Source organism: Brevundimonas diminuta, from assembly GCF_022654015.1.
GTDB lineage: Bacteria > Pseudomonadota > Alphaproteobacteria > Caulobacterales > Caulobacteraceae > Brevundimonas > Brevundimonas diminuta_C.
In genome coordinates this window covers 647,096-672,228 of sequence record NZ_CP073063.1, presented here as the reverse complement: position 1 = coordinate 672,228, position 25,133 = coordinate 647,096, and the positions used below count along the sequence as shown (strand labels likewise).

At 67.0% G+C, this 25,133-nt stretch carries 25 protein-coding genes and 1 riboswitch; of the genes, 9 read left to right on the top strand and 16 right to left on the bottom strand.

Going from position 1 to position 25,133, the window contains the following annotated elements:
• The first annotated feature begins 35 nt into the window (after positions 1 to 35).
• A complete protein-coding gene (locus KAK88_RS03240; RefSeq protein ID WP_228763588.1) occupies positions 36 to 494 on the top strand; it encodes a TadE/TadG family type IV pilus assembly protein in 459 nt (152 codons plus the stop codon).
• Complete coding sequence (locus tag KAK88_RS03235; RefSeq protein WP_242077854.1) at positions 491 to 1,039, top strand: TadE/TadG family type IV pilus assembly protein; 549 nt, start codon at positions 491 to 493, stop codon at positions 1,037 to 1,039. The genes KAK88_RS03240 and KAK88_RS03235 overlap by 4 nt, the downstream gene beginning before the upstream one ends.
• Before the next feature lie 3 nt (positions 1,040 to 1,042).
• Here the strand turns inward: KAK88_RS03235 and KAK88_RS03230 are convergent, their stop codons facing one another.
• From KAK88_RS03230 to KAK88_RS03200, 7 genes are all read right to left on the bottom strand, one after another.
• Positions 1,043 to 2,350 carry an anthranilate synthase component I family protein gene (locus KAK88_RS03230; RefSeq protein ID WP_242077853.1) on the bottom strand — a complete coding sequence of 436 codons (1,308 nt, stop codon included), beginning with the start codon at positions 2,348 to 2,350 and terminating at the stop codon, positions 1,043 to 1,045.
• Entirely contained in the window at positions 2,347 to 3,126 is a 780-nt protein-coding gene (locus KAK88_RS03225; protein WP_242077852.1) for a tyrosine-protein phosphatase, read from the bottom strand. Before KAK88_RS03225 ends, KAK88_RS03230 begins: the two co-directional genes overlap by 4 nt.
• 21 nt (positions 3,127 to 3,147) lie before the next feature.
• Positions 3,148 to 3,450 carry a winged helix-turn-helix domain-containing protein gene (locus KAK88_RS03220; RefSeq protein ID WP_039243973.1) on the bottom strand — a complete coding sequence of 101 codons (303 nt, stop codon included), beginning with the start codon at positions 3,448 to 3,450 and terminating at the stop codon, positions 3,148 to 3,150.
• A gap of 2 nt (positions 3,451 to 3,452) precedes the next feature.
• Entirely contained in the window at positions 3,453 to 4,076 is a 624-nt protein-coding gene (locus KAK88_RS03215) for a hypothetical protein (RefSeq protein WP_242077851.1), read from the bottom strand.
• 140 nt (positions 4,077 to 4,216) lie between these two features.
• The gene (locus KAK88_RS03210) at positions 4,217 to 4,393 is read right to left on the bottom strand and encodes a DUF1328 domain-containing protein (RefSeq protein ID WP_425340941.1); all 177 of its coding nucleotides are present in this window, start codon (positions 4,391 to 4,393) and stop codon (positions 4,217 to 4,219) included.
• Between the two features lie 100 nt (positions 4,394 to 4,493).
• Positions 4,494 to 4,904: a hypothetical protein gene (locus KAK88_RS03205; RefSeq protein ID WP_242077850.1), complete on the bottom strand. Its 411-nt coding sequence runs from the start codon at positions 4,902 to 4,904 to the stop codon at positions 4,494 to 4,496.
• The gene (locus KAK88_RS03200) at positions 4,904 to 5,248 is read right to left on the bottom strand and encodes a DUF883 family protein (protein WP_017506144.1); all 345 of its coding nucleotides are present in this window, start codon (positions 5,246 to 5,248) and stop codon (positions 4,904 to 4,906) included. Before KAK88_RS03200 ends, KAK88_RS03205 begins: the two co-directional genes overlap by 1 nt.
• Positions 5,249 to 5,385: 137 nt before the next feature.
• Here KAK88_RS03200 and KAK88_RS03195 point away from each other — a divergent pair, with 137 nt between their 5' ends.
• From KAK88_RS03195 to KAK88_RS03185, 3 genes are all read left to right on the top strand, one after another.
• Positions 5,386 to 6,054, top strand: coding sequence for a fumarylacetoacetate hydrolase family protein (locus KAK88_RS03195; protein WP_242077849.1), 669 nt, complete (start codon positions 5,386 to 5,388; stop codon positions 6,052 to 6,054).
• On the top strand, positions 6,051 to 6,686 hold the full coding sequence (maiA, locus tag KAK88_RS03190; protein WP_242077848.1) for a maleylacetoacetate isomerase: 636 nt from the start codon (positions 6,051 to 6,053) through the stop codon (positions 6,684 to 6,686). The genes KAK88_RS03195 and maiA overlap by 4 nt, the downstream gene beginning before the upstream one ends.
• Before the next feature lie 95 nt (positions 6,687 to 6,781).
• Complete coding sequence (locus KAK88_RS03185; RefSeq protein ID WP_242077847.1) at positions 6,782 to 7,702, top strand: aldo/keto reductase; 921 nt, start codon at positions 6,782 to 6,784, stop codon at positions 7,700 to 7,702.
• Here KAK88_RS03185 and KAK88_RS03180 read toward each other — a convergent pair.
• A complete protein-coding gene (locus KAK88_RS03180) occupies positions 7,686 to 9,509 on the bottom strand; it encodes a TonB-dependent receptor plug domain-containing protein (RefSeq protein WP_242077846.1) in 1,824 nt (607 codons plus the stop codon). The genes KAK88_RS03185 and KAK88_RS03180 overlap by 17 nt on opposite strands.
• A gap of 145 nt (positions 9,510 to 9,654) precedes the next feature.
• Positions 9,655 to 9,863: riboswitch (cobalamin riboswitch) on the bottom strand.
• A gap of 50 nt (positions 9,864 to 9,913) precedes the next feature.
• Between KAK88_RS03180 and mutS the strand changes: the two genes are divergently transcribed.
• On the top strand, positions 9,914 to 12,595 hold the full coding sequence (mutS, locus tag KAK88_RS03175) for a DNA mismatch repair protein MutS (protein WP_242077845.1): 2,682 nt from the start codon (positions 9,914 to 9,916) through the stop codon (positions 12,593 to 12,595).
• Positions 12,596 to 12,655: 60 nt separating this feature from the next.
• Here mutS and lpdA read toward each other — a convergent pair whose 3' ends face one another.
• Positions 12,656 to 14,062, bottom strand: a complete 1,407-nt coding sequence (gene lpdA / locus KAK88_RS03170) for a dihydrolipoyl dehydrogenase (protein WP_242077844.1) — start codon at positions 14,060 to 14,062, stop codon at positions 12,656 to 12,658.
• A 178-nt stretch (positions 14,063 to 14,240) separates the two neighbouring features.
• On the bottom strand, positions 14,241 to 17,090 hold the full coding sequence (locus tag KAK88_RS03165; protein ID WP_242077843.1) for a TonB-dependent receptor: 2,850 nt from the start codon (positions 17,088 to 17,090) through the stop codon (positions 14,241 to 14,243).
• 241 nt (positions 17,091 to 17,331) lie between these two features.
• On the opposite strand from KAK88_RS03165, the gene KAK88_RS03160 reads away from it, so the two are divergent.
• Positions 17,332 to 18,432: a phytase gene (locus KAK88_RS03160; protein ID WP_242077842.1), complete on the top strand. Its 1,101-nt coding sequence runs from the start codon at positions 17,332 to 17,334 to the stop codon at positions 18,430 to 18,432.
• A 41-nt stretch (positions 18,433 to 18,473) separates the two neighbouring features.
• On the opposite strand, the gene KAK88_RS03155 is transcribed toward KAK88_RS03160, so the two are convergent.
• A complete protein-coding gene (locus tag KAK88_RS03155; protein ID WP_242077841.1) occupies positions 18,474 to 19,433 on the bottom strand; it encodes a hypothetical protein in 960 nt (319 codons plus the stop codon).
• Positions 19,434 to 19,668: 235 nt separating this feature from the next.
• Here KAK88_RS03155 and KAK88_RS03150 point away from each other — a divergent pair, with 235 nt between their 5' ends.
• Together KAK88_RS03150 and KAK88_RS03145 are read left to right on the top strand one after the other, a co-directional pair.
• The gene (locus tag KAK88_RS03150; protein ID WP_242077840.1) at positions 19,669 to 20,358 is read left to right on the top strand and encodes a response regulator; all 690 of its coding nucleotides are present in this window, start codon (positions 19,669 to 19,671) and stop codon (positions 20,356 to 20,358) included.
• A complete protein-coding gene (locus tag KAK88_RS03145) occupies positions 20,355 to 21,410 on the top strand; it encodes an ATP-binding protein (protein ID WP_242077839.1) in 1,056 nt (351 codons plus the stop codon). The genes KAK88_RS03150 and KAK88_RS03145 overlap by 4 nt, the downstream gene beginning before the upstream one ends.
• A gap of 77 nt (positions 21,411 to 21,487) precedes the next feature.
• Here the strand turns inward: KAK88_RS03145 and KAK88_RS03140 are convergent, their stop codons facing one another.
• The 5 genes from KAK88_RS03140 to KAK88_RS03120 form a co-directional block, all read right to left on the bottom strand.
• A complete protein-coding gene (locus tag KAK88_RS03140; protein ID WP_017506134.1) occupies positions 21,488 to 21,760 on the bottom strand; it encodes an HPr family phosphocarrier protein in 273 nt (90 codons plus the stop codon).
• On the bottom strand, positions 21,757 to 22,161 hold the full coding sequence (locus KAK88_RS03135; RefSeq protein WP_017506133.1) for a PTS sugar transporter subunit IIA: 405 nt from the start codon (positions 22,159 to 22,161) through the stop codon (positions 21,757 to 21,759). The genes KAK88_RS03140 and KAK88_RS03135 overlap by 4 nt, the downstream gene beginning before the upstream one ends.
• Positions 22,162 to 22,281: 120 nt before the next feature.
• Positions 22,282 to 22,710, bottom strand: coding sequence for an HPr kinase/phosphorylase (locus KAK88_RS03130; RefSeq protein WP_242077838.1), 429 nt, complete (start codon positions 22,708 to 22,710; stop codon positions 22,282 to 22,284).
• Positions 22,707 to 24,317, bottom strand: a complete 1,611-nt coding sequence (locus tag KAK88_RS03125; protein WP_242077837.1) for an ATP-binding protein — start codon at positions 24,315 to 24,317, stop codon at positions 22,707 to 22,709. The genes KAK88_RS03130 and KAK88_RS03125 overlap by 4 nt, the downstream gene beginning before the upstream one ends.
• Positions 24,286 to 24,990, bottom strand: coding sequence for a response regulator transcription factor (locus tag KAK88_RS03120; RefSeq protein ID WP_039243953.1), 705 nt, complete (start codon positions 24,988 to 24,990; stop codon positions 24,286 to 24,288). The genes KAK88_RS03125 and KAK88_RS03120 overlap by 32 nt, the downstream gene beginning before the upstream one ends.
• Between the last annotated feature and the right edge of the window lie 143 nt (positions 24,991 to 25,133).

Here is a 25,133-nt window from a genome sequence, read left to right as displayed (position 1 = left end):
GGAAGCGAGACGGGTCGGCTGCGGTCGAGTTCGCCATGGTCGCCATACCCTTCTTCCTGATGATCTTTTCGATCCTGGAGTTAGGCGTCGTATTTGTTCTGGATTCAGTGCTTGAAACGGCGGCCATGGATAGCGGCCGTCTCATTCGCACCGGCCAGGCTCACGCGCAGGGTTTCGACAAGACCAAGTTCAAAGCCCAGGTCTGCTCGAAGATGGTCGTATTCAAATCCGACTGCGACAGTCGAATGACCGTGGATGTGAGAGTTATTCCCAAGTTCAGCGCGCCGGCTGTCGAGGATCCAATTACCAATAACGCCATGGATGACAAAAAGACCATCTACAATGGCGGCAAGGCTGGTGATCTGATTTTGGTCCGTATCTGGTATGCACATCCTCTCGCTACGCCTCTTTTAAGCCAGGCGGTATCTCGGATCGGAACAGGCAAAGTCTTGCTTACGGCGACGACCGCTTTTCGCAATGAACCGTGGCAATGACGCGCTTCCGCATCCCCTCATTCGTTCGATCATACGGACGCGACACTCGCGGCATCGCCGCAGTCGAATTCGCATTTCTCGCGCCAATCCTGATCTTGTTCTATTTCAGCATGGTGGAGTTCTGTCAGGGCTATATGGCGCTGAAACGAACTGGCCACGTCGCCGCGATGGTGGCGGACCTGGTGTCCCAGAGCGACAGCACAAGCAAAACTGACCTGACAGATGTGTTCGCAATCGGCGACCTGATCATGGCGCCGTTTGCTTCGTCTTCATTGACCCAACGCGTCAGCAGCGTCACGCGCGTGAACGCGACGACCTACAAGGTGGACTGGAGCGTTGGAAAAGGCATCTCGTCGAAACTGACGGTCGCGCAGGCCAAGGTCCCTTCAGACATGCTCGCCAACGGCGAGTCAGTGATCGTTGCCGAAGCCTTTTATGATTACAAATCACCATTCGACCGGGTCGCGCCCTATGTGACCAAGTTCAACCGCATGGCCTATCTGCGACCGCGCACCGTTGAAATGATACCTTGCAGCGGTTGCTGACCCTTACATCCCGACCAACGCCTGTCGCATCGCTGAAATCTTGACGTCCGTTTCCGCCTCTTCGGCGGCCGGATCGCTGTCCGCGATGATGCCGGCGCCGGCGAGGGTGCGATATTTCCAGACGCCGTCTTTCCGTTCGAAACCGGCGGTTCGGATCAAGACCGATGCGGTCAGGGCGCCGCCGTCCGCGATCAGGAACAATGAACCGCACCACGGCCCACGCGGCGGTTCGTGCACGGCGATCACTTTCATCGCCTGATGCTTGGGCGCGCCGGTGATCGAACCGGGCGGGAAGGTCGCCTCCAGCAGCTCGGCCGGCCCTACCCCTGTCTTGGCCTCCCCCGTCACGGTCGAGACCAGATGATGCACCGTCGGATGATGTTCGACTTCAAACAGCGTTTGCACCTGAACCGATCCGGGCCGTGACACGCGCGCCAGATCGTTGCGCATAAGATCCACGATCATCAGGTTTTCCGCTCGATCCTTGAGGCTGGCCCGAAGCTCGCTCGCCAGAGCTTGGTCCTGATCGGGGTCGCTCGCACGCGCGCGCGTGCCCTTGATCGGGCGCGCCTCGATGTGGCGGCTGGCGGGATCGAAGGCGAGAAACAGTTCGGGGGAGTTCGACACCAGCACCCGATCCCCGACCCGCCAATAGGCCCCGAACGGCGACGCCCGCTCCTTTTGCAGCCGCAGGAACACCTCGAACGGATCTCGGCCAGGGCTCAAATCCCCAGACCAGGCCCGCGCGATATTGGCCTGGAACAGCTCCCCCGCCCCGATGCGCTCCACCACATCCGCGACCGCGTCGCGATAGGCGCTTGCCGGCGCCTCGGCCTCAAAACGATCGGCCGGCGCAGAGGGCGTCACGACCCGCGCGGCCGTCGAGAGCCAGGCCAGAGCCCGCTCGGCCGCCGCCATCGCCCTCTCCGCCGTCGCGCCTCTTCCCGTGGCGCACACTGAGCGCTCAAGATGATCGAAAGTCAGCATGGCGGGATAGCGCGCCAGCATCAGATCGGGCCAGACCGTTTCGCGCGGTCCGGTGGCCGGCCGGGCGCCCGCGTCATAGGCGGCCAGACCGACGACGCCGGCGGCAAACAGCGGATCCCGCAGCGCCTCGAACGGCGCAGCTTCATCTACCGGGCCAATCCGCACCACGTCCGGCGCCTGGGCGACGTGGGACCAGCGACCGCCCGGCCCGCCGTCCGACAACAGGGCCAGGGCGCCGTCGCCGCCGCCGAGACCCGCCGCCACGGCGACCGGATCGATCCAGGGCGCGTCGCGCGTGACGGTGTGGCTGAAAACCTCGCTCACGCGGTCAGCCGCTCCACGATCCGATCGCGACGCGCCGTATCGACGCCCAGCGCCTCTTTCAGATAGGCGTCCACCGAGCCGTGCCGCGCCTCGACCTCGGCGAAGGCGACCTCCAGATAGGCGGCCTCGACCCCCAAGAAGGCGACGATCGCGTCGTCCGACGCGACCCGACCCGTCATCCTGTGCAACTGTTTGGCGATGCCGGGCGCCCGGCCCGCCAGATCGACGGCGGTGTTGGTCAGCAGATAGTCCTCGACCATGTCGTCGCGCGACACGCCCAGCAGATGGTGGGTCAGGGCGGCGAGAAACCCCGTCCGGTCCTTGCCCGCCGCGCAGTGGATCACCACGGGCCGGTCTTGATCCGCCAGCGCCTGAAAATAGCGGCCGAACACATCCTGATGCGACGGGTCGAACGGAAGACTGCGATAGGTCTGGGTCATGAAGCGCCGGCCGGAGTCCGGCGTTAGGTCGGCGGTCTTCAGAAAGGTGATGTGCGGCGCCTCGGCGCCGTCGTCCACGCCGCCCTCGATGATCTGCGCGCTGAAGCCTTCAGGCCGACGCGACGGCTGGTCGCGGCGCTCGCCGGGGCGGCGCAGATCGACCACGGCCCCGATGTCCAGCGCCCTCAGCCGCTCCAGGTCCGCCTCGCTGGCCCGCGCGTGATGGGCCGAACGCAGCAGACGGCCGGGCTTTACGCGCCGCCCGGCCGCCGTGGCGTAGTCGCCATAGTCGCGAAAGTTGTCGATAGCCTCGAAGGCGTGAAGGCGGTCGGTCATGACCGCGCTTCTAGCCTATGTTCACCGCTCTGGCAGCAGGCCCGCCATCGCATCCAGATAGGCGACGAAGGCGTCGCGTCCTTGATCAGTCAGACTGGCCTCAGTCAGCGGCTTGCGCCCGTTGAAACTCTTGGAGACGGCGACGAACCCCGCTTCTTCCAGCTTTCGCAGATGGACCGACAGATTGCCGTCCGTGGTCTGCAACCGGGTCTTCAGGGTGGTGAAGTCCGCCGATCCGGCTCCGGACAGATAGGCCATGATCCCCAGCCGGATGCGTCCGTGAATGACGTCGTCGATCCGGCTGATGTCGAAGTCGTCGGCCATGCTCAGACCACCTCCGACGGTTCCTGACGCATCAGGACGATGCCCGGGACCAGGGCCACGGCCAACAGGATCACGGCGAAGACCGGATAGATCGTGGCGCTGCCCATGAACCAGGCAACGGCGACGGCGCCGACGTAGGAAGCCAACGCCGTAAAGGACATCCAGCGCGTTTTTGTCATGGCCGCGCCGATCATCCAGGCCGAACCATAGGCGACCAGGACCACTGTCGGCATCACCGCCATCCAGGACCACTGGCCGGTCTTGAGGGACAGAGCGACGAGCGCCAGCCAGGTGACGAAGATCCCGTAGCCCACGCCTTCCCAGGCCGCGCTGACCGCCTTGTTGCCGGCGGAGTTGACCCCGGGCTTGGTCTTGATGCGGCCGATCAGGACAGTCAGGGCGACGGCGAACACGACCGCTGCGACGATCCACACCCACAGCTGGGACCAGGGATTGAGCTGCACGAGGCCGGATTGGATGGCCCATTGGACCAGACTGGTCGTTCCGAACACGATGCCGGCCGTCACGAGGATCGGGCCGGCTAGAAGCGGCGCATGCCGCCCTTCGTGGGCCAGGCTGCGCATATAGGCGATGTCGTCCTGAATGGCTTGGGTCTCGCGGGTCATGATGCTCTCCTCCTCGAACCGTTGAGGCAGCATCGCTCATTTGCTTTGTGTTGTAAAGTTCTTTCTTATTGGCCCGCGCTGCGCATGAAAAAGGGGCGAAGCCTTCGGCTCCGCCCCTCATTCGACTTGGTGTCTTCAGGCTATAGTCGCGGCGCGCCGCGTCCACGCAGTCCGCCGGCCACCAGGGCGATGACGAACAGGATAATGGCCACGACGGCGACGAACTTGGCGATCTCGAATGAGAAGTTCGCAATGCCGCCGAAGCCGAGAACGGCCGCGACGAGGGCCACGACGAGGAAGATAATTGCCCAGCGCATCATGGGTTTAGCTCTCCTGAGTTGATGTTGCCGTCGGCGACCCGGGAGCCGTTCGTCGGTCTGCATCATCAACGCCAGGGTCGCCCGGCTGTTCCATCGCCTATCGACGGCGACGACGCGAATAGCCGCCTTGGTCCATCTTGCGATCAGCGACCATGCTGGCGACGATCGCCGCCAGTGCCGGGTTGCGCAGCAGCAGGAAGGCTGCGCCCAGACCGCCCACGGCGCCGACGACCGGACGCTCGCGCACGATGTGAATGATCTTGCCCAGCAGGCCTTCCGGCTCGTCTTCTTCGTCCGCCTCGTCGTGCTTGTCGCCCTTCAGGAAGACCAGCGCCACGATCAGGGCGACCAGGGCGAACAGACCGAACGTCACGGCCGCCGCGCCGAGCGGCGTCAGCGTCAGGCTGAGCGCATAAAAGATGGCCACGCCCAGAAACACGACGGCCAGAAAGACGCTGGCGGCGACGACGGCCGTCGCCACCAGCTTTTTGACGATGCTCTTGAACATCAGCGGCGGCGGCCGGCCAGCAGCATGCCGAGGATGACGCCGACGCCGAGCGCCACGGCGGTCGATTGCAGCGGACGCTCCTGCACGCGTTCGACGACATAGCGTTGCGCCTCGTCGAAGCGTTCGGCGGCGTCGTCGTAATATTCGCGCCCCTTCACGCGGGCCTCGTCATAATAGCTGCGGGCCTGCTCGCGGACTTCGTCGCTCTTGGCGCGCAGCTTGGCTTCGGCCTCGGCGGCCTTGTCGCGCAGGCGCTGGGTCTCTTCGCGGGCGCCGGTCTTTAGATCCTCCTTGAGGGTCTTCAGGTCGGCCTTGATGTCTTCTCGGGCCTTGGTGGTGGCCATGGTGCGCGCTCCGTTGAAAGCTTGGCGGTAGAATAGAGAACCCCGTGTTGCAACGCCACATGCGCAACGAGGTTCCTTTAGTTGGGTCGGGCGTGCGCCTCTCGCCACGGGCTTTTCGCCGCACTAGAACGGTCGCCATGACCCAATGGCTGTTCGCGCCCCGCCCCGCCCCGTCCTTGCCGATCGTCGGATCGGACCAGCGGTTCCCCGTTCGCCGCATCCTGTGCGTGGGCCAGAACTACGCCGCCCATGCGCGCGAAATGGGGTCGGACCCCGACAAGCAGACGCCCTTCTTCTTCACCAAGCCGGGCGACGCCATCGTCTCGGACGGCGCAAACCCATCCTATCCGTCGGCGACCGCGAACCTGCACTACGAGGCCGAACTGGTCGCCGCGATCGGGCCGGGTGAGGACGGCGGGGTCGCCATTATCGGCTGGGCCGTAGGCTGCGACCTGACCCGCCGCGATCTTCAGGCCGAGGCCAAGAAGGCCGGCCGTCCCTGGGACGCCGCCAAGGGGTTCGATCAATCCGCGCCCTGCGGGCCCATCAGCCTGGGCGCCCTGCCTTTGCCTGACGGCGCCATCCGCCTGAGCGTCAATGGCGAAACCAGACAGGACAGCGTCCTGAACGACATGATCCTGAACCCCGACCGGATCGTCGCGGCGGCCGCCGCCCTATGGTCGCTGCAACCCGGCGACCTGATCTTCACCGGCACGCCGTCCGGCGTCGGCCCGGTTCAGGCGGGCGACCGCGTGGTCGTCACCATCGACGGTCTGGAGACGCTCAGCTTCGAGATCCAGCCATGATCCTGCACGGCTATTGGCGCTCGGGCGCCAGCTACCGCGTTCGCATCGCCCTGAACCTGAAGGGGCTGGCCTTCGCCAACGCCGCTCACGACCTACGCAAGGGCGAGCAGAAGGCGACCGACTATGTGGCGCTGAACCCGCAGGGCATGGTCCCCGCGCTTCAACACGGCGATCTGGTCCTGACCCAGAGCCCGGCCATTCTGGAATGGCTGGAGGAAACCCACCCCGAACCGGCCCTGCTGCCGAAGGCGGCAAACGAGCGGGCGACCGTGCGCGCCATGGCCGCCCTGATCGGCTGCGACATTCATCCGCTGAACAATCTGCGCGTGTTGAAGGCCATCCGGTCTGAGTTCAACGCCGATCAGGCCGCCGTAGACGCCTGGGCCGCAGGATGGATCACGCCGGGCTTCGACGCGCTGGAGGCGCTGGTCGGCCGCTACGGCGCCGGATGGAGCTTCGGCGACGCCCCGACCCTGGTCGATTGCTATCTGATTCCACAGATGTATTCGGCACGACGCTTCAACATGGACCTGTCGCCCTGGCCGCGCCTGCTGGCGGTCGAACAGACCGCCCTGGCCCACCTCGCCTTCGCCTCGGCCCACCCGGACTTGCAGCCTGACGCCGACGCCTGATTTTCGCCTCAGTGCGCATATCAGCGGTGGATAAGTAGGGTTCGCTTAAGGTCTCGCTCAGCGTCCCTTAAGCATTGGCGATCATAGTGTCGGGCGTGTCGTATTCCCCCGCCACACCTTCGGCGTCGTCGCCCATCCATCGCCTGGCCCTCGCCGTGGTGACCGAGCCCGAGCGCGCGCCCGGCGCCTTCATGAGCGCGCCGTCCGGCGCCCGCGAAGAAGCCATGCGTTTCCTGCTGCAAACCGGAGCCGACGCCGGGGTCAAACTGATCGCCACCCGGCCCGAGGGCGACGGCGAACGCCTGCTGGGTCAGGCCTGGCCCTTCCCCTCGCCCTTCCAGGTCACAGTCCGCACCGTGCCGCTTAGCGAAGGTCTGGACCGGGTCGAGGCCCGCGCTCGCCGTTCGCTGGAGCGGATGGGCCTGCCGCGCGGCGATGTTCTGCTGATTTCCAACGCCGCCGATCTGGCCGGCGCCGAGGGCCGCGCCCTGTGGGATCGCGCCCGCAGCCTGAAGGACCGCGGCCTGTTCCGCCGCATCGGTTTCTGCGCCACGATCGAGGACGGTCCCGCGCTTCTGGCCCGCCGTCTGGAAGCCGACGTGGTCCAGGTGCCGTGCAGTCTGCTGGACCAGCGCGCGGCGCAGGACCGCGTTCTGGAAGCCATCGCAGACACGGGCGCCTCGGTTCATCTGTCTTCGGTCTTCGCCGGCGGCCTGCTGTTCGCCGGCGGCGACGATCTGCCCGCCGAACTGGCCAGTCATGCCCAGGCCCTGTCGCGCACCCGCCGGCGTCTGGCCGAGCAGCGCTGCGATCCGATGCAGGCGGCTCTGGGGTACGCCCTGGCCCTGCCCGGCGTCGACAAGGTCGTGGCCAGCGTCGCCTCCGCCGCCGAACTGCGCGCCATCCTGGCCGCCGCCCACGCGCCCTGCCCCAATCTGGACTGGGCGGCTCTGGCGCTCGAGGCGCCGGCGGCCTTCACCGCCGACGCCCGCGCCCGGGTCAGTAGCGCAGCCTGATCCCCACATAGCCGGACCGTCCCGGCTCGCCGTATCCAAACACCTGCTGATAGTGTTCGTCGCCCAGGTTCTCGATCCGCGCCGTCAGGGTGACCTGGTCGGTCAGTTCATAGGCCGCGTTCAGATTGGCGGTGACGAAGCCGTCGCGCGCCACGGTCGAGAAGCCGCCCGAATCGTCCTGATCGCCTTCCGCCCGCACGGTCAGCGCGCCGGACAGACGGTCGCCCGTCCAGCCCAGGGTCGCCGAACCCGCGTGTTCCGGCACGCGCAGCAGGCGCGCGCCTGTCGTGCGGTCCGTCGCGTCGGTCCAGGCATAGGCCAGGGTCAGGTCGAACCCGCCGCCCAGCAGGGCGCGGCCTTCCAGCTCGAACCCGTCCGAACGCGTCTTGGCGACGTTGATGTAGCGACCGGCCGAATAGGTGATCTGGTCCTCGACGTTCAGGCGATAAAGGGTCGCCCGCCCGTCGAACCGACCGTCGGCCGACGCCCAGCCCAGGGCGATCTCGACGCTGTCGGCCGTTTCCGGCTTCAGCTCGGGATAGGGCCGAGGCGCAAAGCAGAAGTCGCAGACCGCCTGGCTGACCGTCGGCGACTTGAAGCCCGTGCCGTAGGCGCCCGACAGGATGAAGCCGCCGGCCAGATCATAGGCCGCCGACACCCGCCCCGTCGTCTTGGAGCCGAAATCGTCGGTGTCGTCATAACGCAGTCCGCCGGTCAGGTTCAGCGCGCCGACATCGTATTGGGCCACGCCGAACACCGAGGTGATCGACAGGTCGCGCGACAGGCCCGACGACAGGGCCGCCGAGGCCTCGTTCCGCTCCACGCCGAACGCATAGTCGATATCCTGCGCCTGGCCGTTCGCCTGCCAGCGATAGGCCTGACGGTCACCGGTGAAGGTCGAGCCGAAGCCGCCGCTGACCGAGCTGCGATCCAGATCCGACGCCGAAACGCTGAACTGATGCGTCAGGCCGAACGCCTTGGCCGTCACCCGGCCGAAGCCCGACCACTGCTCGCTTTCCTGAGTGTCGTCGGTGTCGGCCAACGCATAGTTCGGCGCCGGGAACCCGTCGATATCGGCCTTGGATTTGTTCCAGCGCACCGATCCATCGACCTTGACCGCATCGGACAGGAGATATCGACCCTTGGCGCCGAGCGTCGTGCTGCGGAACCCGTCGGCCTCGGTGTTGCCGTCCGCCTCGTCCGCCGCCGAAATCCCGTCAGTGTCGAACCGTGAGGCATAGGCGCTGAAGGCGTAGGTCTCGTTGGCGACCCCGGCCGACAAGCGGCCGCGCACGGTGTCGAAGCTGCCGGCCTCGGCTTCGGCGCGCAGGCCGTCGATTTCTTGCGTCGTGAAGGAGATCACCCCGCCGATGGCGTCGGATCCCCACAACGACGACTGCGAGCCGCTCAGCACTTCGATCCGCGCGATATCGGCCAGTTCGAAGCTGGAGAAGTCATAGGCTCCGTTCGGCTCGGCCGCATCGTTGACCGGCGCGCCGTCGACCAGGACCAGGGTCTTGCCGGGCGTCGCACCGCGCATCCGCACCTGGGCCACGCCGCCGAAAGCGCCCGAACGCGTCACCGACAGACCCGGCACATCGGCCAGGATGTCGGCGGCGAAGATCGCGCCGCGCTGTTCGATGGTCTTGCCGTCGATGACGCGGGCGCCGGGCGTGTCGGCGACGATGGCCGGGATGCGTGTGGCGGTGACGAGCACCTCGTCCAGCTGGGTCGCGTCCTCGGCAAAGGCAGGCGCGGCGAAGGCGGACGCAATCGCGGCCGTCGAAAGAAGAATGGAACGCTTCATTGAGCGATACCCCCGTGTTCGGTCCCGCGAATGCGCGCGAGAGACCGTCATGAGCGAACCGACCCGCCAGACCGCTGAAGGTCTGGACGGCGCAAGGTCGGGTCGCTTCCACGGAGAAACCGCGCTGCTGTCTGGTCCCGGACAGGAGCGAGCGACGTCGGCGGCCAGGTCTCCTGGCTTGCGGGTCGTAAACCGCCGTCCTCGCCTTCCCAGTTTCCCAGTGGCGCCGGGATCGAAACCCCGGACGGACGACGCTCTCGCCGCCTACAGTTGCGGGCACAGCCACGGCGTCACACCGTGTTCCCTTAACCGCCTGACGCGGCCTATCGCAGGGCCGACAAGCCTGTGCAAGAGCCGGTCAACGGTCTTGAGCCGCCGAGCGCGATCCGTCACCCTGTCGCCACATGAATGCGCCCGTCTCTCATCCCCCGGAAATCGCCGCCTCTCTGGAAGGCGCGACGCCGTTCATGGCCCAATATCTGACGGCCAAGGCGGGTCAGCCGGACGCCATCCTATTCTTCCGCATGGGCGACTTCTACGAGCTGTTCTTCAAGGACGCCGAGGTCGCGGCGGCGGCGCTCGGCATCACCCTGACCAAGCGCGGCAAGCATCAAGGCGAGGACATCCCGATGGCCGGCGTGCCGGTCCATGCGATGGAGGGCTATCTCGCCCGGCTGATCCGCATCGGCCACAAGGTCGCCATCTGCGAACAGCTGGAAGACCCGGCCGAGGCCAAGAAGCGCGGCGGCAAGGCCGTGGTGCATCGCGGCGTGGTGCGGGTCGTCACCCCCGGCACCCTGACCGAAGACAGTCTGCTGGACGCGCGCGGCGCCAATCGTCTGGCGGCGGTCGCGGTGCGTAAAGGTCGGGCGGCCGTCGCTGTGGTCGAGCTGTCGTCCGGCGCGGTCGACAGCGTCGCCTGTTCTATCGAAGACCTAGGCGCGGCCCTGGCCGCCTTCCGCCCGTCCGAAGTCCTGGTCACCGACCGGATGTATTCGGACGAGACGACGCGCGACGCCTTGGACGGCTCGGGCGGGGTGGTCCAAGCGCTGGCCTCGGCCATCGCCGAACCCCAAGCCGCGCGCGCCCGCGTTGAACGCTTGTACGGGGTCTCAGCGCTCGACGGCTTCGGCGCCTTCGAGGAGGCTGAGGTCTCGGCTCTGGGTCTGATCGCCGCCTATCTGGAGACGACCCAGGCCGGCAAGGTCCCTGCCCTGGCCCCGCCGCGCCGTCTGGGCGAAAGCGGCTTTCTGGCCATCGACCCGGCGACCCGCGCCAGCCTTGAGATCGACCGCACCCAGCGCGGCGAGCGCGAGGGCAGCCTGCTGGCCTGCATCGACCGCACCGTCACCTCGGGCGGCGCCCGGGCCCTGGCCGAACGCATCGCCCGGCCCCTGCGCGATCCTTTGGCCATCAACGAACAGCTCGACGCCGTCGAATGGCTCTTGGAGCGCCGCGACCTGCGTCGCGACCTGCGCGATGCGCTGAAGGCCTCGTCCGACATCGCCCGCGCCGTCGGGCGATTGGCGCTGGGTCGGGGCGGCCCACGCGATCTGGCCGCCGTGCGCACCGGCCTGTCGATCGCCGAGGGCGTCGCTGGCTTGTTCGTGGGTCAGGTCGATCCCCTGACCGGCCAGCCGCGCCGCATCGCCTCGGCGCTGGACCGCCTGACCCTGTCGCCAGACGTCTCGCGGCTGAAGGCCGACCTGATCGACGGCCTGGTGGACGAGCCGTCCCATCTGGCGCGCGACGGCGGCTATGTGCGCCCCGACTATCGCCCCGAACTGGACGCCGCCCGCACCCTGCGCGACGACAGCCGCCGCGTCGTCGCCGATCTTGAGGCCCGCGCCGTCGCCGAGTCCGGCGTGCCGTTCAAGATCAAGCACAACGCCGTCCTGGGCTATTTCCTCGAAACCAGCGCCAAGGCGGCCGAAGGCCTGCTGCGCGCCGGGCCCGACAGCCCCTTCATCCACCGCCAGACCTTGGCCAACCAGGTCCGCTTCACCACCGTCGAACTGTCGGAGCTGGACGCCAAGATCAGCCAGGCCGGCCACCGGGCGCTCGCCATCGAGGCTGAGACTTTCGAGGGCTGGCGACGCGAGGCCGCCCGCCTGGCCCAGCCGCTGCAGGCCGTCGCCGAGGCGCTTGCCGAACTGGACGCCCACGCCGCCCTCGCCGAATGGGCTCAGGAAGTCGGTGCGACCCGTCCGATCGTGGACGACACCCTGAGCTTCTGCGTCGAGGCCGGCCGCCACCCGGTGGTCGAGGCGGCGGTGAAGGCGGGCGGCGATCCCTACACCCCCAACAACGCCCGGCTGGACGGGTCGGGCCAGGACGGATCGCGCCTGGCCATCGTCACCGGCCCGAACATGGCCGGTAAGTCGACCTTCCTGCGCCAGAACGCCCTGCTCGTGATCCTGGCCCAGGCCGGCGCCTTCGTCCCCGCCCGCTCGATGCGGCTGGGCGTGGTGGACCGGCTGTTCAGCCGCGTCGGCGCCGGCGACGACCTGGCCCGCGGCCGCTCCACCTTCATGATGGAGATGGTCGAGACCGCCGCCATCCTGACCCAGGCCACGCCGCACAGTTTCGTCGTTCTGGACGAGATCGGGCGCGGCACCGCCACCTACGACGGTCTGGCCATCGCCTGGGCCACGGCCGAGGCCCTGCACGAGACCAACCGGGCGCGCACCCTGTTCGCCACCCACTATCACGAGCTGGCCCAACTGGAGACGCGGCTGGACCACGTCTGCAACCTGTCCATGGTCGCGCGCGAATGGAACGGCGAGCTGGTCTTCCTGCACGAGGCGGCGCCCGGCGCGGCCGACCGATCCTACGGCGTCCAGGTCGCGAAACTGGCCGGCGTCCCCGCCTCCGTCGTCGCCCGCGCCCGCTCGGTGCTGAACCGGCTGGAAGGCGAAAAGGCCGCCGCCGCCCGCCTTGACGACCTGCCCCTGTTCGCCGTCGCCGAGCCGGAACCGATGCGCGGCCCCTCGCCCGTAGAACTGGCCCTTCGCGACGTGGACCCCGACGAACTGACCCCCCGCGAGGCGCTGGAGGCGCTTTATCGGCTGAAGGGTCTGGCCTGATGTGACGAAGGCCCGGACGTCGCCGTCCGGGCCTTGCTTAGAGTGTCGATCCGTTTCGGATCAGGCCTGCATCATCCAGCCTTCGACATCCATGGCCGCTTGGCGGACGGCTTCCGAACGGGTCGGGTGGGCGTGGCAGGTGCGGGCGATGTCTTCTGACGCGCCGCCGAAGCTCATGGTGATGGCTGCCTCGTGGATCATTTCGCCGGCCTGCGGGCCCATGATGTGGACGCCCAGCACCTTGTCGGTCGCCGCGTCGGCCAGAACCTTAACGAAGCCGTCGGTCTCGTGATTGATCTTGGCGCGGCTGTTGGCGGTGAAGGGGAATTTACCCTTCTTGTACTGAACGCCGGCCGCCTTCAGCTGGTCCTCGGTCTGACCGACCCAGGCCACTTCGGGGAAAGTGTAGACGACGCTGGGGACCAGGGCATAGTCGACGTGGCCGTATTTGCCGGCAATGGTGTCGATCACGGCGACCGCGTCTTCTTCCGCCTTGTGGGCCAGCATCGGACCGTGGGTCACGTCGCCGATCACCCAGACGTCGTCCGCCACCTTGAAGTGGTCATGGTCGATGAAGCCGCGCTTGTCCGGCGTCACGCCGACGCTCTCCAGGCCCAGACCGTCCGTGTACGGACGACGACCGATAGCGACCAGCACCACATCGCCCTTGATCGTCTCGGCGGCGCCGCCGGCCGACGGCTCGACGGTCAGTTCCACCCCGTCCTTGCCCGACTTGGCGCCGGTGACCTTGGCGCCCAGTTTGAAGCTCATGCCCTGTTTGGTCAGGGTGCGTTGGAAGGCAGTGGCGACCTCGGTGTCCATGCCGGGCGTGATCCGGTCCAGGAACTCGACCACCGTGACCTCGGCGCCCAGACGGCGCCAGACCGAACCCAGCTCCAGGCCGATGATGCCGGCGCCGACGACGATCAGCTTCTTGGGCACGGCCGGCAGAGACAGGGCGCCGGTGGAATCGATCACCTTTCCATCTTCAAAGGCGACGCCGGGCAGCGGGGTCGGCTCCGAGCCGGTGGCGATGACGATGTTCTTGGCGTCCAGCGTCTGGACCGAACCGTCGGCGGCGGTCACCTCGACCTTGCCTTTGCCGACGATCTTGCCCTTGCCCTTGATCCAGTCGGCCTTGTTCTTCTTGAACAGGAACTCGATCCCCTTGGTCAGGGCCGTGACGCTGTCGTCCTTGGCCTTGTGCATCTGGTCCAGGTGCAGCTTGGGCTGGACCTCGATGCCGATCTTGGCGAACTCGGTATTGGCGGCGTTCCACAGTTCCGATGCATGCAGCAGGGCCTTGGACGGCATGCAGCCGACGTTCAGGCAGGTGCCGCCCAGCGTCGAACGCATCTCCACGCAGGCGACCTTCAGGCCCAGCTGGCCCGCCCGGATCGCGGCGTTATAGCCGCCAGGGCCTCCGCCGATGATGACGACGTCGTAGGCGGCGGTGGCTTCGGCCATGGTATCCTCTGGTCTTCTGGCGCGCGGGGAAAGGCGCGCGGACACTAGCGCCGACCCCGCACGGGTCAACCGCTGGAGCCCATATGGGGCCGCGTTTCGACCATTTGCAGAGGCGTAGACCACGAAAAAGGGCCGGACGTCGCCGCCCGACCCCTTCGATCATGTCTGACCGGCGCGCTTAGAGCTTGAAACGCACGCCCAGGAAGACGTTGTAGCCGAACTTCTCGTATTCGTAGGTCCTCTCCTTGACGCCGTAGTAGCGCACGCCCGCGCTGTCGGTCAGGTTTTTGGCCTCGCCGAACACTTCCACCCCATTGCCGAAGTCGTAGCTGGCGGTGAAGTCCAGCTGGCCGCGCCCCTCGACATAGAGGTCCTTGCCGGGGTTGGTCGCGTCGATCGCCTCGAGGAAGTCGCTGCGGTGCGTGTAGGTGACGCGCGCGCTGAAGCCGTACCGTTCGTAGAACAGGGCGGCGTTATAGGTCTCGTCCGACTGACCCGGCAGCACGAAGGTGTCGCGACCGGCGAAGGCGCGGCTGGTTTTGATCTCCGCATCCGTCAGCGTGTAGTTGGCGAAGACGCCGAAGCCCGACGCCCAGCCCGGCAGGAAGTCGAACGTCTGCTGCCAGTTGAACTCGATGCCGGCGATATGGCCGTCACGGGCGTTGCGGGCCTCGGTGACCTGGGCGACCGTGGTGGTCGGGGTGACATAGGGCACGCCGTCCGTCACCAGGGTGAAGCGGTAGTTCGACAGGTCCTTGTAGAAGGCGTTGGCCGAAATGACGCCCAGCGGACGCAGATAGTATTCCAGCCCCGCATCGACGTTGTTCGACAGGGTCGGCTTCAGATCGGGATTGCCGCGCGTCACGGTCGTGCGGCCGCTGTCGGTGGTTTCCAGAACGCGCGGAACGATATCGGTGTAGTCCGGGCGCGAAATGGCGCGGGTCAGGGCGAAACGACCGATCAACTGATCGCTGAAACTGTGGCGCAGCGTCAGGTTCGGGAAGAAATCGGTCTGGTCGCGCTCGACCTTGACCGGGCTCTGGGCGCCCGACAGGGCCACACTGATCGCCGCCCCTTCGAAGTCGGTCTTCTCGACACGCAGGCCGACCAGCACATTGGTCGCGCCGATATCGAACCGGGCCTGGCCGTAACCCGCCAGAATGTCTTCCTGCGCGGTATAGTCGGCGGTGATCGACTGCGGAATGCGGCGCACGCCCGCGGCCGGGTCGGGATTGGTCGAGCCCGCGCGGACGCGGTCGAAATAGTCCGTCACCAGACCCGCATCGAACTTGAGACCCAGATTGTAGTCGTAGTTCTGCGACGGACGATCGCTCAGCAGCGGGGCCAGGGCGCCGGAGCTGGCGGCCGCGCTCCGGTCGCGGAACCGCTCTTCATCGGCTGTGATGTCGCGGGTGCTGTATTTGGCGCCGAACTTCAGCTCGACCTCGCGGCCGCCGATGACGGTGGGCAGCGACAGATTGGTCTTGAACGCCACATCGTCCTGCTCGGTCGTGTTCGAGCGGAAGGTGTTTTCCCGGAAGCTGTAGTTGTTGGCGTTCAGATAGAAGCCGGTCGGCTCGCTGAAGGCCGAATAGGTCGAATGATAATGGTCGGCCGTGTTGTAGGACAGAGCCGTCGCGCTGGAGCGATAGACCAGCTCGTCGCGGTGCGGATAGGTCTGTTTGCTGTTGGCGAACGACAGGGCCCCGTCCCAGACCGCGCCATTGCCGAACGTCTGCTCGCCGCCCAGCACCAGGGTGGAGATGTCGTTCTCCTGAATGCGGTGACGCAGTTGCTTGTAGATGCGGGCGTTGGCGAAGGTCGCGCTGGTGTCGGTCGAACCCGGCTGCAGCGTGCCGTCGCTATAGGTGAAGTTCAGCGTGTTGCGGAACTCGTCGTCGCGGAACTGGGCGTAGGAGCCCTTGACCCACAGGCGGATAGCGTCGCTGGGCCGCCATTCAAGCGCGCCGGTTACGGCCTTGCGGGTCCGTTCGGTCTCGTAGTCCTTGAACAGGGTGTTCTCCAGACCCCAGATCTGGCCGCCGCCCTGCGCGGCGTTGCGATTGATCAGGACCCAGCCGTTCTCGACGTTGTCCGGCCGGCGGTTGGTTTCGGAGAAGCTGACCGACACCAGGGCGCCGACGGTCTGATCCGGGCCGAAGACGTTGGAGACGTTCGCGCCCGCACGATAGTCCTGTCCACCGTAGTCGTTGTAGCTGCCGCCCGCATAACCGCTGACGGCCAGGCGGCGCTTGTCGAAGGGCGAACGGGTCTTGATGTCCACGGCGCCGGCGATGGAATCGGCGTCCTGGGCGGGCGTCAGGGTCTTGGACACCTCGACGCTGGACACGATGTCCGAAGGCAGGGTGTCCAGATCGACGGCGCGGGTCGTGGGCGACACGGCCGGGATGGCGACCCCGTCCACCGACACGGCGGTGAAGGCGGCCGGCGCGCCGCGCACATTGATATAGCGGCCTTCGCCCTGGTCGCGCTGGATGGCGATGCCCTGAACGCGTTGCAGCGATTCCGCGACGTTGGGGTCGGGATAGCGGCCGATGGCGTCGGCCGACAGGACGTTGACCGTGCCGTCGGCGTTCTTCTGCTGGTTCAGCGAACGGGCGACGCCGTCGGTGATGACGCCGGTAACGATCACATCGGCCACGTCGGTCGCAGATTGGACGCCCAGGACGATGGCGACATTGGCGTCTTCGCCCGGCGTCGTCACGACCGCCTGGCTGGTCGAGGGCAGGCCCAGATAGTTGACCTCCAGCACCATGGCGCCGCTGGCGGTCGGCAGGGTGAACTCGCCCTGGGTGTTGGTCACGGCCCGCTGGCTGGTCCCGCGCACCAGAACCTCGGCGCCCGGCAGGGGCGCGCCGGCGGCGTTGGTCACCCGGCCGTAGATCACGTCGCCGGCGACCGCCCCGCTGGTCACAGCGGCGGCGTCGACATCGGCATGGGCGGGCATGGCCAGCGGCGCCAGGATCATCGGCGCGATCGCGGCGCCCATCAGCAGGTTCAGTTTCATGTCAGGTCCCCTTCGGCGAGCGACGTTTCGCTTCAACCGATGGAGGGGCCGCTTAACCTTTGGCGGCGACGCGACCGCGACGATTCCGCGACGTTCAGTTCGCGGTTTTCCGACGAAACAGCGACGCTTGCTCTCTTGACGGAACATCAGTCATCGAACGGACGTCGAACCGTCACGACGGCGCCGTTGACCCGCACGCGGCTTGGCCACAGGGACGCGTCCAGATCGTCCGGAGACCGACATGCGCCCTTCCCTCGCTCGCTCGCTGACCGCCTGCGCCGCCTTGGCCCTGCTCGCCGCCTGCGCCACGCACGAGGTCGATTATCAGGGCGAAGGCGCGGGCGTGGTCGGTCCGGGCGCCCCGGTCCAGGCCGTGTTGGAAACCCCCTCAGTCGGCTCGGCGGGTCAGGACGCCGCCGACGACCCCGCCGTCTGGGCCAGCGCCACGCCGGTCACGATCATGGGCCAATCCACGCCCGGCTTCGTCGCCGGCACGGACAAGAAGTCCGGCCTCTATATCTACGGCTTCGACGGCAAGATCCTGCAGTTCCTCCCCGAGGGCCTTCTGAACAACGTCGATGTGGTCGAGGGCCTGTCGGTCGGCGGCCGTCCGCAGGTGGTGCTGGGCGCCAGCGACCGCACGCCGGGCAAGACGGGCATCTCCCTCTATACCTTCGACCCGGCCGGGACCGGCCAAAACGGCGTGCGCTATTGGGGCGCGGTCGCCACCGACGTTGTCGAACCCTACGGCTTTTGCTTTGCGCGTCGCGGGGCCGAGGTCCACGCCATCCTGGTCGGTCATGAAGGCGAGTTGCGCCAGTTCATCCTGGGCGTGGACGCCGCCGGCAAGCCCACGGCGCGTCTGGTCCGCCGCGCCGAGATCGGAACCATCTCCGAAGGCTGCACCGCCGACGAGGCCACAGACGCCCTCTATATCAATGAGGAAAACGTCGGCCTGTGGCGTTACGGCCTGAACCCGGCGTCCGGCGCGGCTCGCACTCTGATCCAGCCCATCGCCAAGGACATTCTGGTCGCCGACGCCGAAGGCCTGACGACGATCACCGACGCCTCGGGCCGCTATCTGATCGCCTCCAGCCAGGGCGATTCCACCTTCCCCGTCTGGCGCATCGACGGCGCGGCGCCCGAATACAAGGGCCGCTTCAAGATCGTGGACGGCGTGGTAGACGGCGTCACCGGCACCGACGGCCTGGCGGCCGTCAGCGGTCAGGTCGGCCCCTTCCCCGACGGCCTCGTCGTCATCCAGGACGACGTCAACGACGTGGGAACCCAGAACTTCAAATACGTCGACTGGCGCGACATCCGACGGGCGTTGGGGCTGTAGCGGCCCCTCGGCGGCGGTCGCCCTCGATCACATCTCTTTCATCAAGATCCTGCGGCGTTCAACGCCGTGCGCGTGCAGTCGGCCATGTCCCTGACCACGTGTCGACCGATGCAGAACATGTCTTCATAGCTGGGCTTGGCGGCGGCCAGACACTGGAACAGGTTCAGCTTGGACATCTGCAGGCAGAAGGTAGCGTTCGGATCCTGCAGGACACCGTCGCTTCCATCATCCTTCACGCTTTCGCCCAGCAGCGCCCGCGCGGCGACCGACAGGGACCGGGCCACCGCCGGCTTATAGCGAGCCGCCAGAGGCGACGTCGGGACCCGAGAGGGTTCGGCATGGGCGGCCTTCAGAAGCGTCTCGCTCTCGACGTCCGACGCCAGCTGCATTCCGGAGGAGGCGGTCTTCGCACGCTCGAGCCGCCCCTGTCGGTCCGCGACGGGCTGGCCCGCCCATCGACGGCGCGGATCGCTACGCGCCTGGATCGTATAGGCATCCGCCTCCACCCGATCCGCTGCGTCCTCGATGGCTGCGGCGCCCTCCTCCATGACCTCGGCGATCAGCCCGGCCGCCACGTCTGCGCCAGGCAGGGTCACGGCATAGGCGGGGTCGGCCGTCAGACGGTCCAGGATTTCGCGTCGCTGTGCTGGATTGGCGGCATAGGCCCGCACCCCCGCCACGAAGTCCGGCGACTGCATCGCCAGAACCGCTCCATAGGCCACCAGCCCCCGCGCCAGCTGCTCGGCGTTGGAGGTCGCGCCGCGTTGCAACGCCGCCTGCACCGACTCCGCATCGACAAAGCCGCCGTCGAATGTGGCGACGTCCCGCATGAAGACCAGATAGACCGACGCCGACTGCGCCACACTGTCGTCCAGCTGAATCGAAGGTGGCGGAGGCGGGGGCGGCGCAGGCGGTTCGACCGGCTTGGCGCACCCCGCGATTAGCGCGATCAGGCTCGCGGCCGCCGCAACCCGCGCCCGATGCCGATCCATGCGCTTCACAGCATCGCCAGGATGAACACGCCACAGGCGGCCAGCACGGCGACGTTCACGGCGGTCATGGCGGCGACGAAGATCTGGTGGGCGCTGAACTTCATTGGATCTCAAAGGCGGTTTCGGTTTGGGGCCGCTTCGCACGGTGCCGTGGGGCCTGGGTGTGGACTTGATGGAGAAATCGTGGAGACACCCCATCTGGTCTGGATCGCCGTCCATCGCTGGGCGATGTCGTAGAGACACCATGAGCGCCCTGGTCATCATCGCCGAAGACGAACCCGAGATCGCCGCCGTGCTCGACGCCTATCTCGTGCGCGAGGGGTTTCGCACCGTCCGCGCCATGGATGGCCAGATCGCGCTGGACCTGCACGCCGCCCTTCGGCCCGATCTGGTCCTGCTGGACGTGCGCATGCCGCGCGTCGATGGCTGGGGCGTGCTGGGCGAACTGAGGCGCCGAGGCGAGACGCCCGTCATCATGCTCACCGCGCTGGATCAGGACATCGACAAGCTTCAGGCGTTGCGCATCGGCGCGGACGACTATGTCGTCAAACCGTTCAATCCGGTCGAGGTCGTGGCGCGCGCCCAGGCCATCCTACGACGCAGCGGCGGCTCGGGCCAAGGCGGCGTGATCCGGCTGGGTCCGCTCGAGATCGATCTGGAGGCGCACATCGTCCAGTGGTGCGGGCTGGACAAGCCGCAGCGCCTGCCCCTGACCCTGACCGAGTTCCGCATGCTGGCCCACATGGCGCGCTATCCAATGCGGGTTTTTTCTCGCGCCGAGTTGGCCGACGCCTGCTTAAAGGGCGATGAGGTGCTCGATCGCACGGTGGATAGCCACCTCAGCAAGCTGCGGCTCAAGTTACGGAACGCAGGCGCCGATGGCGTCCTCGTCGGCGTTCGTGGCGTGGGTTATCGCCTTGAGGTCCTGACGTGAGGGCCGCCCGCACGCTCGGCCGTCGCATCGCCGTGCGGACGGCTCTGGTCATCCTCGCCGTCCTTGGACTTAGCGCCGCCGGCGCATTCGCTCTGTACGGCTGGGTCTTCGAAAACTATCCCGATGCGGTGGCCTCGCCCCAGGCCTGGCGACCGCAGTCCGTGGATTATGTCGCTATGGCGTCGGCCGCCGTCCTGGCCCTGATCGGCGCGACCGTGGCCGGGCTGCAGTTGGCCCGCCGCATTGTCATGCCTCTCACCTCATTATCCGGCGCCGCGCGTGCGATCGCCGACGGCGACCTGTCCGCGCGCGCCATGGCTGGCGATCGGTCTTTTTCGGAGACCGCCGACCTGGTGGACGACTTCAACTTGATGGCTGCGCGGCTTGAGACGCTCGCCGCCGACATGACGACGTGGAACGCTTCGATCGCGCACGAACTGCGAACGCCCGTCACGATCGTGAAAGGCCGCCTGCAAGCGGCCGCCGACGGCGTCCTGCCGCTGGACCGCGAGATGATCCTGACTTTGCTCAAGCCGGTCGACGCCCTGGGCCGCCTCATCGAGGATTTGCGTGTCGTCAGCCTTGCCGATAGCGGTCGTTTGCAACTGCGCCTGACGCCCCAGGACCTGGGTAAGCGATTGGAAGATGTCCGCGCCCTCGTCGGCGCGGAAGCCGAGGCGGAGGGCTATCCGATCACCTGGATGACGCCGACCACAGTAGTCGTTTGCGACGGCGACCGCATTCAGCAGGCTGTTCTGGCTTTGATCGACAATGTGCGCCGCCACGCCGATCCCGGCCCTGTCTCGGTTACCTTGACGGCCGATGAACGTGTCGCGGTCATCGTCGTGGAGGACAGCGGTTCAGGCCTGCCCGAAGCCATGACCCAGTCCGTTTTCACCGCCTTCAAACACGGTTCAGGCGAGAATGGCGGGACCGGCCTGGGCTTGGCCGCGGTCCGCGCAATCGCCGAGGCTCACGGCGGATCGGCGCGTTATTTGACCGGCGCTCGCTTGGGATCCCGGATCGAGATCTGTCTTCCCGCCGTCTTGTAGGTGCGTTTTCAGATCACCCGCGCGGCGATGGACCTCTCAAAAATCGAAGCGGTTCCAAATCCGGGGATGACGACGCCCTACTGATCCTCGTCGAACTTGCGCGCGACCAGATCGGTGAGGGCCTCCATCGCCTCTTCGGCGTCCGGGCCTTCGGCGGAGACGTCGATGCTGCAGCCGATGCCGGCGCCCAGCATCAGCAGGCCCATGATCGAGCGGGCGTCCACCGTCACGCCGTCGCGGGTGACGTGGATCTCGCTTTCGAAGCTGGAGGCCAGTTTGACGAACTTGGCCGAGGCGCGGGCGTGCAGGCCGCGCGTGTTGCAGATGTTCAGGGTCGCGGTGACGGTCATTTTTCGCCTGCGAGCACCCAGGACGCGACGGAGATGTATTTGCGCCCGGCGTCCTGCGCATGGGCGACGCAGGATTCCAGCGTCTCGCGCCCACGCACACTGGCCAATTTGATCAGCATGGGCAGGTTCAGCCCGGCGATGACCTCGGCGCGCGTCTGTTCCATCACCGAAATCGCCAGGTTCGATGGCGTTCCGCCGAACATGTCGGTCAGCAGGATGACCCCTTCGCCGTCGTCCACGGCCGCGGCCGCATCGACGATGTCGCGACGCCGACGCTCCATGTCGTCGTCGGGCCCGATGCAGATGGCCGCGACGCCGCGCTGCGGGCCGACCACATGCTCCATGGCGGAGAGAAACTCGGACGCCAACCCGCCGTGGGTGACGATCACCAGACCGATCATGAGGACTTCACTCGCATCCCGCCCCGAACCGTCCCAGGCATTCCCCCGCCCGGCAAGGGAGGCCGGACGCCGCCCTCTATGGACCGCAAGGGGCGTGTCATAGACCCGTCTCTCGGGGTTTCAAAGCGTCTCCAACGCCGCTGCGACCACATCGACGGCCGAGGCGGGTCGCGGATCCAGCTCAAGGAGGGGCAGATCGATGCCCGCGAAAGCCCGTGTCTGCGGCTCCGGAAGCCGTTCGACCCCTTCCGCGATACAAGCGACAGCCAGCGCCACGCGACAGACCGGGCGTGTTCTGGCGGCCACGATTCCGAGGCCGCGCACCTCGATCCGACCGGCGATGGAGGCCGGCGCTGACGCATGAACGGCCCCGTCCGAGGCCCAGACCTGGGTGTAGTCGTCGCTGACCAGTCGCCAGCCGCGCCCGATCAGCCGCAGCGCCAGATCGCTCTTGCCGGCGCCTGACACCCCCAGGATCATCACACCCTGCCAGGCGCCGCGCCGCCGCACGGCGACGGTGGTCGCATGGACCGGCTGGCCAGGGCTCACGACCAGCGGCCGACCGACGGGAAGACGATTTCGAACCGCGCCCCGCCTTCGGCCTTGTTTTCGGCGTGGACGCGACCGCCATGCGCCTCGACGATCTGACGCACGATGGACAGGCCCAGGCCCGAGTTGGAGCCGAACACCGCCCCCTTGGGCCGCGAGGTGTAGAACCGCTCGAACACCGTCTCTAAGTTCTCGGCCGGGATGCCCGGCCCTTGGTCCTCGACCCGGACCCGGATCGGCAGGTCGTCCCCGATGTCCTCCAGCGTCACCCGCACCACGCCGCCTGCGGGGCTGAACGAGCGGGCGTTGTCGATCAGGTTGCGGAACACCTGCCCCAACGGCCCGTCGCGCCCCATGACCCGCAGGGCCTGTTCGGGCGCCGTGAGCACGACCGGAATGTCGCCCGGCTTGGCCGTCGTCTCATAGACGCCGACGATATCGACCAGCAGCCGGTTCAGGTCGACCGGCCGCGGCCGATCGCGCGACAGCTCCGCATCCAGCCGCGAGGCGTTGGAGATGTCGGTGATCAGCCGGTCCAGCCGACGCACGTCCTGCTGCAACAGCGCCGTCAGCTTCTCGCGGTGCGCATCGGTCTTGACCAGGGGCAGGGTCTCCAGCGCCGACCGGATCGAGGTCAGGGGGTTCTTGATCTCGTGCGACACATCGGCTGCGAACCGTTCGATGGCGTCCATCCGCGTCGACAGGGTGTCTGTCATGGATTCCAGCGACCGCGCCAGGTCGCCGATCTCGTCCTTGCGATCCTCGAGGTCCGGCAGGGAGATGGCCCGCGCGCGCTGAAGTTTCACCTGATCCGCCGCCGCCGACAGGCGCATGATCGGCCGCGCCACGAACAGATGCAGCAGCAGCGATCCCAGCAGATTGACCCCCAGCGCCACCAGGGCGAACGGGAACAGCGCCTGCCGCTGGGCGCCCAGGATTTCGTCCACGTCCCCGGATTCGACGGTCAGCACGCCCAGCACCTGACGCACATGGCGCACGGGAATGGAGACGGAGACGACGCGGTCGCCCGATTCATTGCGGCGCAGCGTCGATTGGGGCGAGCCGTCCAGCGCCGCCGCCACCTCGGCCGCCAGTTCGCTGTCGGCGCGGGCGACCCGGCGCTCGGACAGCAGATTGGCCTTGGCGGCGTCCTCGGTCGCCGTCCCCGCCGGCTTCGCATCGGGCAGGGGCCGCCCGCCGATGGCCTCAGTCACCTGATAGCTGTCGACCAGCAACAGGCCGTTCACATCATACAGCCGCACCCGCTGGCCCGCCGGAATAAACCGGTCGGTCAGCCAGATCGACGCGCGGATGGGGTCCAGTTCGGGCGTCGGCTCGCCGCGCGTCACGCCTTCTTCGCGCAACACATTAGCCAGCAACTCGGCCTGGACCGTCAGCGATTCCTGACGCGCCTCGATCAGGCCCGGACGCCATTCATTGATCGCCAGCGCCCCGCCGAACAGGATCAACAGGCTGAGCAGATTGAGCACCAGGATGAAGCCGCCCAGCCGCGATCCGCCGAAGCGGAACAACGGCCGGCGCTGGGGCTCCTCGTCGGGCTCGCGCCCGCCCGGTTCAGCTCTCGCGGTAGCGGTAGCCGACGCCATACAGGGTCTCGATCGCGTCGAACTCATTGTCCACGGCGCGGAACTTCTTGCGCATCCGCTTGACGTGGCTGTCGATGGTGCGGTCGTCGACATAGACCTGGTCGTCGTAGGCGGCGTCCATCAGGTTGTCGCGGCTCTTCACGAAGCCCGGACGCTGGGCCAGGGCCTGCAGCAGCAGGAACTCGGTCACGGTCAGCTTGACGGGCTTGCCGTCCCAGGTCGACTCATGGCGCGCCGGGTCCATCGACAGCTTGCCGCGCTTGATCGCCCGGCCCGAGACTTCGGCCGCCGATTCCGGCTCGCCGCCGTCGGCGCCCGTGCGGCGCAGCAGCGCCTTGACGCGCTCGATCAGCAGACGCTGGCTGAACGGTTTGTGGATATAGTCGTCGGCGCCCAGGTTGAAGCCTAGGATCTCGTCGATCTCCTCGTCCTTGGACGTCAGCATGATGACCGGAATCTGGGAGGTCTGGCGCAGGCGACGCAGCACCTCCATCCCGTCCATGCGCGGCATCTTCACGTCCAGGATCGCCAGATCGGGCGGCGAGGATTCCAGCGCGGCCAGACCCGAGGCCCCGTCGTGATAGGCGGTGATCTTGTGGCCATGGCTTTCCAGCGCCAGCGAAACGGACGCCACGATGTTCTCGTCGTCATCGACCAGAGTGATGTTGGCCAAAGGTGTCTTCTCCTGAACTTTACGTTCCCGCGAGCAAGAACGCACAGCAAGCGTAACCGTTCGATCTCGGTCACATTAGGGCTAAGGCGTTTCGGCTCGAATGAAAATCGCCGGCAACCCGAAAGCGGTTCGGTGACGTCCAG

What these genes read in the sequence shown, in the direction of transcription:
- lpdA (WP_242077844.1), bottom strand. Translation starts at nt 14,062, where the DNA reads ATGGCCGAAGCCACCGCCGCCTACGACGTCGTCATCATCGGCGGAGGC.
- KAK88_RS03180 (WP_242077846.1), bottom strand. Translation starts at nt 9,509, where the DNA reads ATGAAGCGTTCCATTCTTCTTTCGACGGCCGCGATTGCGTCCGCCTTC.
- KAK88_RS03235 (WP_242077854.1), top strand. Translation starts at nt 491, where the DNA reads ATGACGCGCTTCCGCATCCCCTCATTCGTTCGATCATACGGACGCGAC.
- KAK88_RS03200 (WP_017506144.1), bottom strand. Translation starts at nt 5,248, where the DNA reads ATGGCCACCACCAAGGCCCGAGAAGACATCAAGGCCGACCTGAAGACC.
- KAK88_RS03205 (WP_242077850.1), bottom strand. Translation starts at nt 4,904, where the DNA reads ATGTTCAAGAGCATCGTCAAAAAGCTGGTGGCGACGGCCGTCGTCGCC.
- KAK88_RS03135 (WP_017506133.1), bottom strand. Translation starts at nt 22,161, where the DNA reads ATGATCGGTCTGGTGATCGTCACCCACGGCGGGTTGGCGTCCGAGTTT.
- KAK88_RS03165 (WP_242077843.1), bottom strand. Translation starts at nt 17,090, where the DNA reads ATGAAACTGAACCTGCTGATGGGCGCCGCGATCGCGCCGATGATCCTG.
- KAK88_RS03215 (WP_242077851.1), bottom strand. Translation starts at nt 4,076, where the DNA reads ATGACCCGCGAGACCCAAGCCATTCAGGACGACATCGCCTATATGCGC.
- KAK88_RS03225 (WP_242077852.1), bottom strand. Translation starts at nt 3,126, where the DNA reads ATGACCGACCGCCTTCACGCCTTCGAGGCTATCGACAACTTTCGCGAC.
- KAK88_RS03160 (WP_242077842.1), top strand. Translation starts at nt 17,332, where the DNA reads ATGCGCCCTTCCCTCGCTCGCTCGCTGACCGCCTGCGCCGCCTTGGCC.
- KAK88_RS03210 (WP_425340941.1), bottom strand. Translation starts at nt 4,393, where the DNA reads ATGCGCTGGGCAATTATCTTCCTCGTCGTGGCCCTCGTCGCGGCCGTT.
- mutS (WP_242077845.1), top strand. Translation starts at nt 9,914, where the DNA reads ATGAATGCGCCCGTCTCTCATCCCCCGGAAATCGCCGCCTCTCTGGAA.
- KAK88_RS03125 (WP_242077837.1), bottom strand. Translation starts at nt 24,317, where the DNA reads ATGGCGTCGGCTACCGCTACCGCGAGAGCTGAACCGGGCGGGCGCGAG.
- maiA (WP_242077848.1), top strand. Translation starts at nt 6,051, where the DNA reads ATGATCCTGCACGGCTATTGGCGCTCGGGCGCCAGCTACCGCGTTCGC.
- KAK88_RS03140 (WP_017506134.1), bottom strand. Translation starts at nt 21,760, where the DNA reads ATGACCGTCACCGCGACCCTGAACATCTGCAACACGCGCGGCCTGCAC.
- KAK88_RS03240 (WP_228763588.1), top strand. Translation starts at nt 36, where the DNA reads ATGGTCGCCATACCCTTCTTCCTGATGATCTTTTCGATCCTGGAGTTA.
- KAK88_RS03220 (WP_039243973.1), bottom strand. Translation starts at nt 3,450, where the DNA reads ATGGCCGACGACTTCGACATCAGCCGGATCGACGACGTCATTCACGGA.
- KAK88_RS03150 (WP_242077840.1), top strand. Translation starts at nt 19,669, where the DNA reads ATGAGCGCCCTGGTCATCATCGCCGAAGACGAACCCGAGATCGCCGCC.
- KAK88_RS03195 (WP_242077849.1), top strand. Translation starts at nt 5,386, where the DNA reads ATGACCCAATGGCTGTTCGCGCCCCGCCCCGCCCCGTCCTTGCCGATC.